This window comes from Mesorhizobium sp. WSM4822 (genome assembly GCF_055811155.1).
This window is the reverse complement of record NZ_JBVVQM010000009.1, coordinates 166780-181560: the sequence shown is the minus strand read 5'-3', so window position 1 is coordinate 181560 and position 14781 is coordinate 166780. Positions and strand designations below refer to the sequence as shown.

11 protein-coding genes are annotated in these 14781 nt (G+C 64.0%); 6 read left to right on the top strand and 5 right to left on the bottom strand.

Annotated elements, in window-relative coordinates; all coding sequences use genetic code 11:
- Window positions 1-7: 7 nt before the first annotated feature.
- From AC0L3E_RS21530 to AC0L3E_RS21520, 3 genes are all read left to right on the top strand, one after another.
- Complete coding sequence (locus AC0L3E_RS21530) at window positions 8-847, top strand: carbohydrate ABC transporter permease (protein ID WP_127265686.1); 840 nt, start codon at window positions 8-10, stop codon at window positions 845-847.
- Window positions 844-1905 carry a Gfo/Idh/MocA family protein gene (locus AC0L3E_RS21525; RefSeq protein ID WP_473605574.1) on the top strand — a complete coding sequence of 354 codons (1062 nt, stop codon included), beginning with the start codon at window positions 844-846 and terminating at the stop codon, window positions 1903-1905. Before AC0L3E_RS21530 ends, AC0L3E_RS21525 begins: the two co-directional genes overlap by 4 nt.
- A gap of 226 nt (window positions 1906-2131) precedes the next feature.
- Window positions 2132-3130: an ABC transporter ATP-binding protein gene (locus AC0L3E_RS21520; RefSeq protein ID WP_128307071.1), complete on the top strand. Its 999-nt coding sequence runs from the start codon at window positions 2132-2134 to the stop codon at window positions 3128-3130.
- Window positions 3131-3332: 202 nt separating this feature from the next.
- On the opposite strand, the gene AC0L3E_RS21515 is transcribed toward AC0L3E_RS21520, so the two are convergent.
- The 5 genes from AC0L3E_RS21515 to AC0L3E_RS21495 all read right to left on the bottom strand — a co-directional run bounded on the left by AC0L3E_RS21515 (window position 3333) and on the right by AC0L3E_RS21495 (window position 9780).
- Window positions 3333-4178: a fumarylacetoacetate hydrolase family protein gene (locus AC0L3E_RS21515; protein WP_128307072.1), complete on the bottom strand. Its 846-nt coding sequence runs from the start codon at window positions 4176-4178 to the stop codon at window positions 3333-3335.
- 209 nt (window positions 4179-4387) lie between these two features.
- On the bottom strand, window positions 4388-5119 hold the full coding sequence (locus AC0L3E_RS21510) for an SDR family oxidoreductase (protein ID WP_292337997.1): 732 nt from the start codon (window positions 5117-5119) through the stop codon (window positions 4388-4390).
- A gap of 185 nt (window positions 5120-5304) precedes the next feature.
- Window positions 5305-7677 (bottom strand): aldehyde dehydrogenase family protein, encoded by a 2373-nt coding sequence (locus AC0L3E_RS21505; RefSeq protein WP_473605573.1) that lies wholly within the window; start codon window positions 7675-7677, stop codon window positions 5305-5307.
- 72 nt (window positions 7678-7749) lie between these two features.
- Window positions 7750-8799, bottom strand: a complete 1050-nt coding sequence (deoC, locus tag AC0L3E_RS21500) for a deoxyribose-phosphate aldolase (RefSeq protein ID WP_127380899.1) — start codon at window positions 8797-8799, stop codon at window positions 7750-7752.
- Window positions 8800-8952: 153 nt separating this feature from the next.
- Entirely contained in the window at window positions 8953-9780 is an 828-nt protein-coding gene (locus tag AC0L3E_RS21495) for a ferredoxin--NADP reductase (protein ID WP_352730253.1), read from the bottom strand.
- Between the two features lie 220 nt (window positions 9781-10000).
- Between AC0L3E_RS21495 and AC0L3E_RS21490 the strand changes: the two genes are divergently transcribed.
- The 3 genes from AC0L3E_RS21490 to AC0L3E_RS21480 all read left to right on the top strand — a co-directional run bounded on the left by AC0L3E_RS21490 (window position 10001) and on the right by AC0L3E_RS21480 (window position 14746).
- Window positions 10001-12085 (top strand): hydantoinase/oxoprolinase family protein, encoded by a 2085-nt coding sequence (locus tag AC0L3E_RS21490; RefSeq protein WP_127328031.1) that lies wholly within the window; start codon window positions 10001-10003, stop codon window positions 12083-12085.
- Between the two features lies 1 nt (window position 12086).
- Window positions 12087-13844, top strand: coding sequence for a hydantoinase B/oxoprolinase family protein (locus AC0L3E_RS21485; protein ID WP_128306912.1), 1758 nt, complete (start codon window positions 12087-12089; stop codon window positions 13842-13844).
- A gap of 125 nt (window positions 13845-13969) precedes the next feature.
- Window positions 13970-14746 (top strand): ABC transporter substrate-binding protein, encoded by a 777-nt coding sequence (locus AC0L3E_RS21480; protein ID WP_127320873.1) that lies wholly within the window; start codon window positions 13970-13972, stop codon window positions 14744-14746.
- The last annotated feature ends 35 nt before the right edge of the window (window positions 14747-14781 follow it).

The following is a 14781-nucleotide window of genomic DNA, read 5'->3' as shown; positions in this document are numbered from 1 at the left end:
CCGAGAGATGAGCACCGCCACCCGTTCCGTGCCCCGCACCATCGGCGCCCACGCGATCCTTTTGACCTACACGGTGATCGCGCTGTTTCCGGTGATCCTCGTCATCATGAACTCGTTCAAGTCCCGCGCCGGCATCTTCGGCGCGCCGCTGACGCCGCCGACGCCAAAAACCTTCGACTTGATCGGCTACACGACCGTCATCGGCCAGGGCGACTTCATCCACTATTTCCAGAACAGCCTCGTCGTCACCGTCGCCTCGCTGTTCTTCGTACTCCTGTTCGGCGCCATGGCGGCGTTCGCCCTGTCGGAATACCGCTTCCGCGGCAACTCGCTGATGGGGCTCTACCTGGCGCTCGGCATCATGATCCCGATCCGGCTGGGCACCGTCGCCATCCTGCAACTGATGGTGGCGAGCGGGCTGGTCAACACGCTGACGGCGCTGATCCTGGTCTACACCGCGCAAGGCCTGCCGCTTGCCGTCTTCATCCTGTCGGAGTTCATGAAGCAGGTGTCGGACGATCTGAAGAATGCCGGCCGCATCGACGGCCTGTCCGAATACACCATCTTCTTCCGGCTGGTGCTGCCGCTGGTCAGGCCTTCGATGGCGACCGTCGCCGTCTTCACCATGATCCCGATCTGGAACGATCTGTGGTTCCCGCTGATCCTGGCGCCGTCGGAGGAGACCAAGACGGTGACGCTCGGCGCGCAGCTCTTCCTCGGCCAGTTCGTCACCAACTGGAACGCCATTCTCGCTGCCCTGTCGCTGGCGATCATGCCGGTGCTGATCCTCTACGTCATCTTCTCGCGGCAGCTGATCCGCGGCATCACGTCCGGAGCCGTCAAGTGAACTCTGAAACACCCCTCCGCGTCGTCATTGCCGGCCTCGGCAATATGGGTCGCAGCCATGCGCTGGCCTACCATACCAATCCAGGTTTCCAGATCGCGGCGCTGATCAATCGCTCCGACGTGCCGCTGCCGGACGGGCTGTCGGGTTACGGCATCAGGCGCTCCTTCGATGAGGCATTGCGCGAGGAAAAGCCCGATGTCGCCTGCATCGCCACCTATTCCGACAGCCATGCCGACTATGCGGTGAGGGCGTTCGAGGCCGGTTGCCACGTCTTCGTCGAGAAGCCGCTGGCAACGACGGTGGCCGACGCCAGGCGCGTCGTCGCGGCGGCGAAGGCCAACGGCAGGAAGCTGGTGATCGGCTACATCCTGCGCCATCACCCGTCCTGGATCAGGCTGATCGCCGAAGCCCGCAAGCTAGGCGGCCCCTACGTCTTTCGCATGAACCTCAACCAGCAATCCTCAGGCCACACCTGGGAGACGCACAAGCAGTTGATGCAGACGACGTCGCCGATCGTCGACTGCGGCGTGCACTATCTCGACGTCATGCTGCAGATCACCGATGCGAAGCCGATCGAGGTGCGTGGCATGGGCGTGCGGCTGACAGACGAGGTGGCGCCGTCGATGTACAATTATGGCCATCTGCAGGTGCTGTTCGATGACGGTTCGGTCGGCTGGTATGAAGCCGGCTGGGGGCCGATGATTTCGGAAACGGCCTTCTTCGTTAAGGACGTGATCTCGCCGAATGGCTGCGTGTCGATCGTCATGAAGGAGGGTGTGAAGTCCGACGACATCGACACCCACACCAAGACCTCCACCATCCGCCTGCACAGTGCCGCGACCGGTGCGGACGGCAAGTTCGTCAAAGCCGACGAGATGCTGTCGATGGAGGGCGAACCCGGCCATCAGGACCTCTGCGACCTCGAACAGGCCTTTGTGTTGAAGGCGATCCGCGAGGATCTCGATCTCACCAAACACATGGACGATGCGGTCAAATCGCTCGCCGTCTGCCTTGCCGCCGATGAGAGCGTGCGCAGCGGAAAGGCGGTGCGGTTGTGACGAGGCAATTGTCGTCAGGGGCTGCGCTCTACGGCGCCCCCCTCTGGCCTGCCGGCCATCTCCCCCTCAAGGGGGGAGATCAGCTTTCGGCACGGCCTTCGCCAATCACCAACGTTGAAAAGAGTGTGGCGGCGTCAAAGCTGCCAATCTCCCCCCTTGAGGGGGAGATGGCCGGCAGGCCAGAGGGGGGCGTCTTGGCGCCCGCATTCCAATCCGGAGGAACGAAGTGGGCTCGCTGAACATCGAGAACGTGAAGAAGGCCTTTGGGCCGGTCGAGGTGCTGAAGGGCATCAACCTCGAAGTGAACGACGGCGAGTTCGTTGTCTTCGTCGGGCCGTCCGGCTGCGGCAAGTCGACCTTGCTCAGGGTCATTGCCGGACTGGAGGATTCGACCTCGGGCCGCGTCGTCATCGATGGCGCGGACGTCTCGGCCACGCCGCCGGCCAAGCGCGGCATCGCCATGGTGTTCCAGACCTATGCGCTCTATCCGCATCTGACGGTGAAGAACAATATGGGCCTCGGCCTCAAGCAGGCCGGCACGCCCGCCCCGGAGATCGAGCGCCGCATCGGCATCGCCTCGTCGATGCTGTCGCTGGAGCCCTATCTCGAAAGGCGCCCGGCCGAGCTCTCCGGCGGTCAGCGCCAGCGTGTCGCCATCGGCCGCGCCGTGGTGCGCGAACCCAAGCTCTTTCTCTTCGACGAGCCGCTTTCGAACCTCGATGCAGCACTGCGCGTCAACACGCGGCTGGAGATCGCGCAGCTGCATCGCCGGCTGAAGGCGACGATGATCTACGTCACCCACGACCAGGTCGAGGCGATGACGCTGGCCGACAAGATTGTCGTGCTCAACGCCGGCAAGATCGAGCAGATCGGTGGCCCGATGGAGCTCTACAATTCGCCGGCAAATGAGTTCGTCGCCGGCTTCATCGGCTCACCAAAGATGAATTTCGTCGACGGCGCCAGGCTCGGCGAAACCGCCAAGACCATCGGCGTGCGGCCGGAACATTTGACCGTCGATCCGAAATCCGGCGCCTGGAAGGGTACGGTGGTGCACGCCGAGCATCTCGGCGCCGACACCAACCTCTATCTCGACTGCGAGAAGGCGGGACTGATCACCGTGCGGATTTTTGGTGTTTATGATGCCGAGCCGGGTGCCACGCTGTATGCGACGCCGGATCCGGCGAAGACCTATCGGTTTGGCGCTGATGGGAAGACGATCAAGTAATATTTGACGTCGGCGCTCATTGCCCTGCCGGGCATTTCTCCCCGTATAGTGACGGGGAGAAAGGTACTGGCGCGACGCCGGCGCCTTCTTTGCAGCGTTGGCGATTGGCGAAAGCAGCAGTCACAGCGTCCTTCTCCCCGTTCACGGGGAGAAGATGGCGGCAGCCAGATGAGGGGCGGCGCAGACCTGTCGAGCGACAGGCTTATACGTCCGCCTTGAACGTCTGCTTCTGCTGGCCCAGGCCCTCGATTCCCAGCTCCACCACATCGCCGGCCTTCAAGAACACCGGCGGCTTCATGCCCAGCCCGACGCCGGGCGGCGTGCCGGTGGAGATGATGTCGCCGGGGTGCAGCGACATGAACTGGCTGAGATAGGAAACCAGATACTTGACGCCATAGACCATGGTCTTGGTCGAGCCGTTCTGCATCGTCTTGCCGTTGACCGTCAGCCACATTCTGAGGTTCTGCGGATCGGCCACTTCGTCCTTGGTTACCAGCCATGGGCCGGTCGGGCCGAACGTGTCGCAGCTCTTGCCCTTGGTCCACTGGCCCTGCCGCTCGGCCTGGAAGGCGCGCTCGGAGACGTCGTGGGCAACGCTGTAGCCGGCGACATAGTCGAGCGCATCGGCCTCGCTGACATACTTGGCGGTTTTGCCGATGATTACGGCCAGTTCGACTTCCCAGTCTGTCTTCTCCGAGCCGCGGGGGATCAGCACGTCGTCATCCGGCCCGACAATGGCCGAGCTTGCCTTCATGAAGATGATCGGCTCCGGCGGCACGGTGGCGCCGGTTTCGGCGGCATGGTCGGAATAGTTGAGGCCGATGCAGATGAACTTGCCGGTGCCGGCAACGCAGGCGCCGAGGCGCGGGCTGCCGGAAACGGCTGGCAGCGACTTCGGATCGAGCTTGGCGAGTGCCGCCAGCGATGCGGGGTCGAGCGTCTTGCCGCCGATATCGGTGACGTGAGCGGAGAGATCACGGATCGTTCCATCCGCATCGAGCAGGCCGGGACGTTCGCTTCCCACCTCGCCATAGCGCAGCAGTTTCATCTAAATCCTTCTCCTGATTGCGGCCTCGTGGCCTTTTGCAAACTTTCCGCCAAGGCGATTGCGCCTTCAAGGAACCGGCGGACCGTACCCATCGACCTGACTACGGACAAGCGCGATCGCCATACAAGATAGCCGGCGCGCGGGATTTTCAGACTCTTCGATCCCCTGTCAAACGCCGGGAAAGGGCCGGCTCGGCAAGATTTCCGCAGTCAGATCGACCAGCCGCCATCGATATTGTAGGCCTGCCCTGACGTATAGGTGGCGCCGGCCAGATAGACGGCGAGATCCGCGATCTCCTCCGGCGTGCCGAGCCGGCCCATCGGCTGGCGGGCGATGAAGGCTGCGCGGGCGGCATCGTAGTCGCCTTGCGCGTGCATGCGGTCCTGCAGCGACGGGCTCTCGACCGTGCCGGGGCAGATGGCGTTGCAGCGTATACCCTTGCCGACATAGTCGGCGGCGATCGCCTTGGTCAGGCCGATGACGGCGGCCTTGGTCAGGCCATAGACGAAGCGGTTGGGCACGCCCTTGGTTGAACTGGCCAGCGAGGCCATGTTGATGATCGATCCGTCGCCGCGTTCCAGCATGCCGGGCAGCACGGCCCGGCTGGTGCGGATCATGGCGCGAACATTGAGATTTAGCGCGAAATCGAGATCGGCTTCCTTCATCTCGAGGATCGAGCCGGAATGGACGAAACCGGCGCAATTGAACAGCACGTCCACGACGCCGATCTCGGCAAAGGCGGCGTTGACGGCTTCGTCGTTGAGCACGTCCAGCTTGCGGGTCTTGATCCCCGGCGTCCTGGCGAGTTCCGCCAGCAGTGTCTCGTTGATGTCGGTGGCGTGGACGATGGCGCCAGCTTTTGCGAACGCCAATGCGCTCGCCTTTCCGATGCCTTGCGCCGCTGCCGTGACGACAACGACCTTGCCTGCCAGATTCGCCATGCTGTTCTCCTCGTCCGCTGGGATAGTCCGGGTCTACCTGCGGCTGGCCAAGGCGTCATGTGCCAGTCACGCGCGATCGTGCAGCCTGCGCCGTTGACCGTTCACTGATAAAGATGTTTTTTCTCGTTAAAGAACATCTGTCCGTGCGTCAACCCCGAACACGGTCTCACAGCACCGGCGGGACATCAATCGCCGTAAGGCACCCAGACATTCTTGACCTCGACGGCGCGGCGCAGGAAGGCGTCGCCGGCGGCTTCGTCGGATGCCCAGTCGATGCCGCGGCCATTGCCGCTCCAGACGCGCTTGAGGTTGCCGATGGACTCTGCCTCCGCCTTGGCGCAGGTCTCTGCGTCGGCGAACACCCAGAGCCCGTCGACATCGTCATGCTTGGCCAGCACGCCGGCAAGTTCGGCGCTGCGGCCGGTGACGATGTTGATGGCGCCTGAGGGAATGTCGGAATATTCGATGACCTGGTAGAGATCGGTGGCCAGCAGCGGGTAGCGCTCCGACGGCACCGCAACCACGGTGTTGCCCATGGCCAGCGCCGGTGCGACCAGCGAGATCAGGCCGAGCAGCGGCGAGCTGTCGGGGGCGACGATGCCGACGACGCCGACCGGTTCATGAAGCGCCAGCGTCACGGCACGCGCCGGCGGCTGGTGCACGCGGCCCTCGAACTTGTCGGCCAGACCGGCATAGAGGAACAGCCGTTCGAGGGACTGTTCCACCTCTTCCCGCGCGGCCTTGGGCGTAGCGCCGGTCAATTCGGTGAGACGGGCGGCGAACTCGCCGGCACGGCCGGAAAGATTCTCGGCCAGATAATAGAGCACCTGGGACCTGTTATAGGCGGTCGCCTCCGGCCAGGCCTTGGCACCGCGGGCGGCAGAGACGGCATCGCGGATATCCTTGCGGCTGCCGAGCCCAACCTCGCCGGCAAGCTTGCCCTTGGCGGTGGCGATGGCGAGCGAATAATTGCCATCCGGCCGTACCTGCTTGCCGCCGATGAACAGCTTTGCCGTGCGATCGATCGTGTCGCCGTCCGGCTGCTCGACTGGCTGTGCGGAGGTCGTCGCCGGCTTGATGACCGGGCCGAGCGGCAGCTTTGCCGTGAGATATTCGAACATGCCCTCGCGCCCGCCCTCGCGGCCGAAACCGCTCTCGCGGTAGCCGCCGAAGCCACAGGCGGCGTCGAACATGTTGGTGCCGTTGACCCAGACCACGCCGGCCTTCAATTGCGGCGCGACGTGCAAAGCAAGGTTGACGTTCTCGCTCCACACCGAGGCGGCGAGCCCGTAGCGCGTGTTGTTGGCTAGCTCGATCGCTTCCTCGGTGTTGCGGAAGGTCATGGTCGCCAGAACAGGGCCGAACACCTCTTCTTGTGCCAATATGTTAGCCGGCGAAACACCTGTGGCGAGCGTCGGCAGATGGTAGTAGCCGGAAGACGGCAGCGCCGCATCCGGCTGCCAGCAGACGGCGCCCTGCCTGGCACCTTCGGCAACCAGGCCCTTGACGCGGTCAAGCTGGGTCAAGTCGACCAGCGGGCCGATATCGGTGTTCTTGTCGAGCGGGCTGCCGACGCGCAGCCGGCTCATCCGCGTCTTGACCTTGGCGATCAGGGCGTCGGCTATGCCTTCCTGCACCAGCAGGCGCGAGCCGGCACAGCAGACCTGGCCCTGGTTGAACCAGATACCATCGACCAGGCCTTCGACGGCGCTGTCGAGATCGGCATCCTCGAAGACGATGAAGGCCGACTTGCCGCCAAGTTCCAGCGACAGTTTCTTGCCCGAGCCGGCGGTCGCCTTGCGAATGATTTTGCCGACCTCGGAAGAGCCGGTGAAGGCGATCTTCTGGATGCCGGGATGGTTGACGATGGCGACGCCGGCCTCAGGGCCGCCCTGCACGATGTTGACGACACCTTTCGGCACGCCGGCGCGCTCGCAGATCTCGGCAAACAGGATTGATGTCAGCGGCGTGAACTCGGCCGGCTTCAGCACCACCGTGCAGCCGGCGGCGAGCGCCGGGGCGATCTTCCAGGCCAGCATCAGCAACGGGAAATTCCACGGGATGATCTGGCCGACGACGCCCACACCCTTGTGGCCGGGGAAATCCCTGTCCAGCGCCTGCGCCCAGCCGGCATGGTGGATGAAATGGCGGATCGCCAGCGGTACGTCGATGTCGCGGCTTTCGCGGATCGGCTTGCCGTTGTCGATGGTCTCCAGCACCGCGAGCAGGCGCTGGTGACGCTGCATGGCGCGGCCGATGGCATAAAGCACCTTGGCGCGCTGATAGCCCGAGGCTGCCGACCACTTCGGCAGCGCCTTGGTGGCTGCCGCAACCGCCGCGTCGATGTCGACGGCGTTGGCGTCGGATACGTTGGCCAGCAGCTTGCCGGAAGACGGCTCGCTGGTTTCGAAGGTCTTGCCGCCGGACGCGGCTTTCCAGTCGCCGCCGATGAACAGCGCCCTGCCGAAATCGCGCGCGGCAAGCCAGGCGTCGGCCTCGTTGCGGGCTTCCGGCGCCGGGCCGTATTCCATGGCGTGGTAGCGGTCGAGAATGTTCATTGGGCGCCTCCTTCACCCCTCCCACTTGTGGGAGGGTCGATCGGCTTGCCGATCGGGGTGGGGGTAAATCTCTCAAGCCATCGCGTGGCGATGATTGGCCGAATAGTGTCCCGTCAGATGGTGCTCGAGCTGGCGCTCGATGTCGGTCAAGAGGCTCGACGCGCCGAAGCGGAACAGGTCTGGCTCCAGCCATGGCCGGCCGAGCTCTTCCTTCATCAGCACCAGCCAGTCGAGCGAGGCCTTGGCCGTGGATATGCCGCCGGCCGGCTTGAAGCCGATGAGATAGCCGGTTTCCTCGAAATAGGCCCTGATGGCGCGCACCATGGCGAGGCCGACGGGCAGCGTCGCGTTGACGCTTTCCTTGCCGGTCGAGGTCTTGATGAAATCGGCGCCCGCCATCATCGCCACCATCGAGGCCAGCATGACGTTGCGCAGCGTTGCGAGGTCGCCGGTGCCGAGGATGACCTTCAGATGCGCGTCACCGCAAGCGGCGCGCATCGAGACGATCTCGTTGTAAAGCTCCCGCCACTTGGCCCCGAACACCAGGCCGCGCGGGATGACGACGTCGATCTCGTCGGCGCCGTCGCGGACCGAGGCCTCGATCTCCTGCAGGCGGGTCGACAGCGGCGTAAGGCCATGCGGGAAGGCGGTGGAAACGGCGGCGACATGGATGCCGGTGCCGCGCACCGCATCGACGGCGGTGGCAACGAAGGGATGGTAGACGCAGACGGCGGCCGGGCGGATGGTTTCACCCGATATGCCAAGGCCCTCGACGATGTCGCGGCGGAACGGATTGATCGCCTTGGCGCAGAGCCGGCGCACGCGCTCCTCGGTATCGTTGGAATTCAGCGTCGTCAAATCCATGCAGGCGACGGCGCGCAGCAGCCAGGCCGCCTGGTTGTCGGCCTTTATAGAGCGCCGCTTGGTCAAGCTGGCGACGCGCCGTTCCAGCGCCGAGCGGTTGACGCTGCGCACCGATTCCATGAAGCCGAGATCGAGCTTCATGCCGGGATTGCGCGCAATGCGATGGTCCGGTGGAACGGCTGTGTTGGCGGCGGCACGCGCCGGCAGCGGCGTCACCTTGGACGAGCCAACATCGGCTTCGCGGATTGTGCTGCTCATCTCCTGCCCTTTCATTCAGCGACGTGTGCCGAAGATAGCCCGTGAAGTCGTACTTCACGAGTCCTGCAGACGGTGATATCCGAAAAAGGCGGCGAAAGCAGCAGTTTTTGACCGTGTGGTCAAAAACGCAGACTTCGAGATGTCAGGTGCGGCTCAGCCGACGAAAGCGCGCTCGACCACGAAAGTCGCCGGGTGGCTCAGCGAACCTTCCTCGAAGCCGAGGCTTTCGGCCAGTTCCTTGACGTCCTTCAGCATATGCATCGAGCCGCAGATCATGATGCGGTCGGTTTCCGGGCTGAGCTTGTCGATGCCGAGATCGCTGTAGAACTTGCCGGAGCCGATCAGCGCGGTGATGCGGCCCATGCGCGCTGAGTCCTCGCGGGTCGTTGAATTGTAGAGCGTGACGCGCCCAGTGGTCAGTTCGCCGATCAGCGGGTCGCTTTCCAACGCTGCGACCAGCTCCTGGCCGTAGGTGAGTTCCGCATTGTCGCGGCAGGTATGGGTCAGGATCAGCTGATCGAATTTCTCGTAGGTGTCGGGGTCGCGCAGCAGGCTGGCGAAAGGTGCGATGCCGGTGCCGGTCGAGATCATGAACAGCCGCTTGGCCGGCGTCAGCGCGTCGACCACCAGCGTGCCGGTCGACTTCTGGCGCATGATAACCGTATCGCCGACCTGGATCTTCTGCAGTTCGGAGGTCAGCGGACCGTCCGGCACCTTGATCGAGAAGAATTCCAGCTCCTCGTCCCAGGCCGGGCTCGCCACCGAATAGGCGCGGTACACCGGCTTCTCGGCGTTGGGCAGGCCGATCATGACGAACTCGCCGGAGCGGAAGCGCAGCGACTGCGGACGGGTGATGCGGAACGAGAACAGCCGATCGGTATAGTGCTTCACCGAGACGACGGTTTCGGCATAGACGTTGGCCGGAATCGGGAACTGCAGCGGTCGGGCGCCGACGGTGTTGAGAGCGGATGTGGTGTTCATCAAATCCAACCTTCTGGCCCAACCGTGGACGCGGGCGCCAAACTTTCACCTGCACGCCCGGACCATTCAGATCCCGGCGGGCTGTTCGCACACTGCAAAGCGGCAAGCTCTTGTGTCCGGAATTTATTAGTATACAAACGATATTTGCGTCAAGATGCTCCCTTAAAACAGCTTTCCAAACTGGCGCATATCCGTAGTCCGTGCATTTCGGGTTTCGACGATGGAAGAGAATATTTCGGCGCAAGCGCGCAATTCCCGGGGAAATGTCGTCGCCGGTATCGATGTCGGCGGCACCTTCACCGACCTGCTCCTGATCGACGGAAGCGACGGCGGCCGGGTGTATCTGGCCAAGACGCCGACCACGGTGGACAACCAGGCTTTCGGTGTCGTTTCGGCACTCGGCGCCACCGGATTTCCGATCGGCGGCATCGACCTCATCGTGCATGGCACGACCACCACCACCAATGCGGTGCTCGAACGCCGGCTGGCGAAAACCGGCATGATCACCACGCGCGGTTTTCGCGACGTGATCGAACTGGGCCGGCGCACGCGCCCGCAGGCCTATGGCATGACCGGCAGCTTCGTCCCGATCATTCCTCGCAATCTCAGGCTCGAAGTCTCGGAGCGCGTCGAAGCGTCGGGCGCGGTGCGCACGCCGCTCGACGAGACCGAGATGCGCGACGCCGTGCAGACGCTGATCGCGGCCGGTTGCGAATCCCTCGTCATCCATTTCCTGCATTCCTACGCCAATCCGGCACATGAGCGGCGCGCCGTCGAAATCGCCACCGAACTCTGGCCGAACGGCTACATCACGGCAGGCCACGCGCTGCTGTCGGAAGCGCGCGAATTCGAACGCGGCGTGACCGCTTCGGTCAACGCCTCCGTGCAGCCGATCCTCGAGCGCTACGTCGAGCGGCTGCGCAAGGAATTGGCCGCCAAAGGCTATGCCCGCGACTTCCTGATCATGAACGGCAATGGCGGCATGATCTCGGCCCGCTTCGTCACACGTGAATCGGCCAAGACGGTCATGTCCGGCCCGGCCTCGGGCGTCATCGCCGCCGCCTATACGGGAAAACGCGCCGGCTTCGAAAACCTCGTCACCTATGACATGGGCGGCACCTCGACCGACGTGGCGTTGATCCGCAATGCCGAGCCGGCAGTGTCGAACGAGATCGAGATCGAATATGCGATGCCGATCCATGTGCCGATGGTGGCGGTGCACACGGTCGGCGCCGGCGGCGGCTCGATCGCCCGCGTCGATGCGGCCGGCCTGATCCAGATCGGTCCGGAAAGTGCCGGCGCCAATCCCGGCCCGATCTGCTACGGACGCGGCGGCCTCGAGCCGACCATTACCGACGCCAATCTGGTGCTCGGCCGGCTGGCGCCGAAGAAGCTGCTGGCGGTCCAAAATCCCGTCACATCAGAGCGCGTCACCGGCATTTTCGAAGACAAGATAGGCAAGGCGACCGGCCTGTCCGGCGTCGAGGCGGCGGGCGCGGTGCTGCGGCTCGGCAACATGAAGATGGCGGGCGCCATCCGCATGGTCTCGGTGTCGCGCGGCCATGACCCTCGTGATTTCGCGCTGTTCGCCTTTGGCGGCGCCGGCCCGCTGCACGCAACGGCCCTGGCACGCGAACTCGGCCTGCCCAAGGTGCTGGTGCCGGCGCGTCCGGGCATCACCAACGCACTCGGCTGCGTCGTCGCTGACCTGCGCCATGACTTCGTCAACACCATCAACCAGCCGGTGGCGGTGCTCGACGAAACACAGCTTCACACTGTATTGGAACGCCACCGAAACGAAGGTGAAGAGCTGATAGGTAAGGAAGCGGTGAAGCCGGAGACGATCCGCGTCACGCACTCCGCCGACATGCAGTTCGTCGGCCAGACCCACATCATCAACGTGGCACTGCCGTCTTCCTCGGTGACGCGGGGAACGCTGCAGCAGCTTTTCGAAAAGGCCTATTTCGCCCGCTTCAAGGTAGAGCTTCCGGAAATCCGCGCCAACCTCGTCAACCTCAACACCTCGGTGACCGGCGTGCGTCCGGCGATCGACCTGTCGCGGCTGATCGACCCGGCGGGGCGCGCGACAACGCTCGACGAGGCGCGGCGCGAGATCCGGCCGGTCTGGTACGCCGGCCAATGGCACGACACGCCGGTATACGCGCGCGAAAAACTGCCGCTCGACGCTGAAATCGAAGGGCCGGCGATCCTCGAACAGATGGATGCCACCACCGTGCTCGAGCCCGGCGACCGCGCACGCAGCGACGCCGACGGCAACATCATCATCGACATTGGCGAGGCCTGAGATGCCAAATCTTGATAGGGCAAAGCTCGACGCCATCACCCTTTCGGTCCTGCAGGCGGCACTGCAGCAGGTCTGCGACGAGATGGACCTGACCTTCTCGCGCGCCGCCTTCTCGCCTGTCATCGCCGAGGCCAATGACCGCTCCGACGGCATCTATTCGGCCGTCGATGGTTCGCTGATCGCGCAAGGCAGCCAGGGCCTGCCGGTGTTCGTCGGCGTCATGCAATATTCGACCAGGACGGTGATCGAGATGATCGCCGATGGCCGCTGCTTGGCCCCGGAGCCGGGCGACATCTACATCGTCAACGATCCCTATCTCGGCGGCACGCATCTGATGGATGTGCGCTTTGCCATGCCGGTCTACCGGGACGGCAAGATTTTCTGCTGGCTGTCCAATACCGGCCATTGGCCCGACATTGGCGGCTCGGTGCCGGGCGGATTTTCAGCCTCGGCGACTGCCGTGGAGCAGGAAGGCCTGCGACTGCCGCCCGTAAAACTGTTCAAGAAGGGCGTGCTCGATCCGGAGATCTACGCCATCATCTGCTCCAACATCCGTGTCGCCGACCAGCGCATCGGCGACATCCGCGCCCAGGCTGCGGCACTGCTGATCGGTCAGGACAGGCTCAATGGGATCCTGGATCGTTACGGTGATGAAACGGTTGTCGAGGCGATCGCCGAACTGCGCCGCCGCGCGGCCGAGCAGATGCGCGCCAACATCTCAGCCATTCCCGACGGCACCTACCATTCCAAGGCGTTTGTCGATTCCGACGGGGTGGTCAACGAGCCGCTGACCATCGCGCTTGCCGTCGACAAGCAGGGCGATACGCTGACCTTCGATTTCGCCGGTTCGTCCAAGCCTTGCGCCGGGCCTATGAACAGCGTGCTGGCGACCACCTTGTCCTCGGTCTATCTCGCCATGCGCCACATTTTCCCGGATGTGCCGATCAGTGCTGGCGCTTTCGAGCCGCTGATCGTCAAGCGTCCGGAAGGCACGTTCCTCGACGCCAAATATCCGCGTCCCGTATCGGGCTGCGCGGCTGAGGTGTCGCAGCGCATCGCCGAGGCGGTGTTCGCGGCGATGGTGCAGGCGCTGCCGGACAAGGTGACGGCGGCTCCCGCCGGCTCCAGCGGCAATTTCGCGCTCGGCGGCAATGACCCGGCGCGCGGCCGCGATTACGTCATGTACCAGATCTCCGGCGGCGGCTATGGCGGCAATTCAGGCCATGACGGCCTGACCAATGGCTGTTCGACCATCGGCATTTCCAAATCGCCGCCGGTCGAGATCATGGAACAGGCATTCCCGGTGCTCTACCGCCACTATGCCTTGCGCGAAGGTTCAGGCGGCGCCGGCAAGCATCGCGGCGGTTTCGGCCTCGCCTATGAGGTCGAAATCCTGCGCGGCGACGCCCGTGCTTCTTTCGTCATGGATCACGGCCGTTTCGGCCCCCAAGGCGCACTCGGCGGCAGGGATGGCGCGGTCAACATGGTGACCGTCTTCCGCAACGGCGAGGAACATGTACCGCCGCATTTGTCCAAGGAGCAGGACATCGCGCTCAAGGCCGGCGACCGCGTGCGTGTCGGCACGCCGGGCGGTGGCGGCTACGGCGATCCGCTGCAGCGCGATCCGGATCTGGTGCTGCGCGACGTGGCGTTGGGTTACTATACGGTCGAGGAAGCCAACGAAAAATTTGGCGTTGTCCTCTCGGCAGGCGAACTCGGCATCGACCGGACAGCGACGAACAAGCAGCGCGCCGGCTAACGCACGACCAATCGTGAGGGCTTGGTCCGCTCGCCGCGCCGCGATCGCCGCAGCGCATGTCGTTTCCGTCTCCGCCGGGATCATGAAAGCCCGTAGACTTCCCGCTTTCAACGGGGAACTCGAACATGCGTCTTTTCGGTCGTTTCGTGCTTGCCGCTTCCGTCGCTCTCACCCTTGCCACGGGCGCCGCCTCCGCCCAGGACAAAAAACTCAGGATCGGCACCGAGGGCGCCTATCCGCCCTTCAATTACGCCAGTGCCGACGGCACGCTGGGCGGCTTCGACATCGACTTGGGGAAGGCGCTATGCGCCGAGATGAAGGCCGAGTGCGAGTTCAGCGTGCAGGATTTCGATGGTTCCATACCGGCGCTGCAGGCCGGCAAGTTCGACGCCATCATCAACATCACCATCACGCCCGAGCGGGCCGAGAAGGTCGAGTTCACCCACAAATACTACCAGACGCCGCCGGCCATCGCCGTACCGAAGGATTCGACCATATCAGGCACCTCGCCGGACGACCTGAAAGGCAAGGCGCTCGGCGTGCAGACCGCGACCATCCACCAGAAATTCGCCGACCAGAAATATGCAGGCTCGACGGTCAAGGCCTATCCGACGGGCGACGATGCCCGCACCGACATGGCCAATGGCCGCCTCGACGCGATGATGGACGGCTCGATCATCCTGACCGAGTGGTTGAAGAAGCCAGACGGCGCCTGCTGCAAGCTGCTCGGCACGCTGACGGCCGATCCGGCCATACACGGCCCCGGCGTCGGCATCGCCCTGCAGAAGGGCAACAAGGAGTTGGCCGACAAGCTCAATGCGGCCATCGACGCGCTGCGCGCCAATGGCAAGTACAAGGAAATCAACGACAAATACTTTTCCTTCGACGTCTACGGCAGCTGAGAACGACAACAGATGCCTTCCGGCAGCGCTGCCTG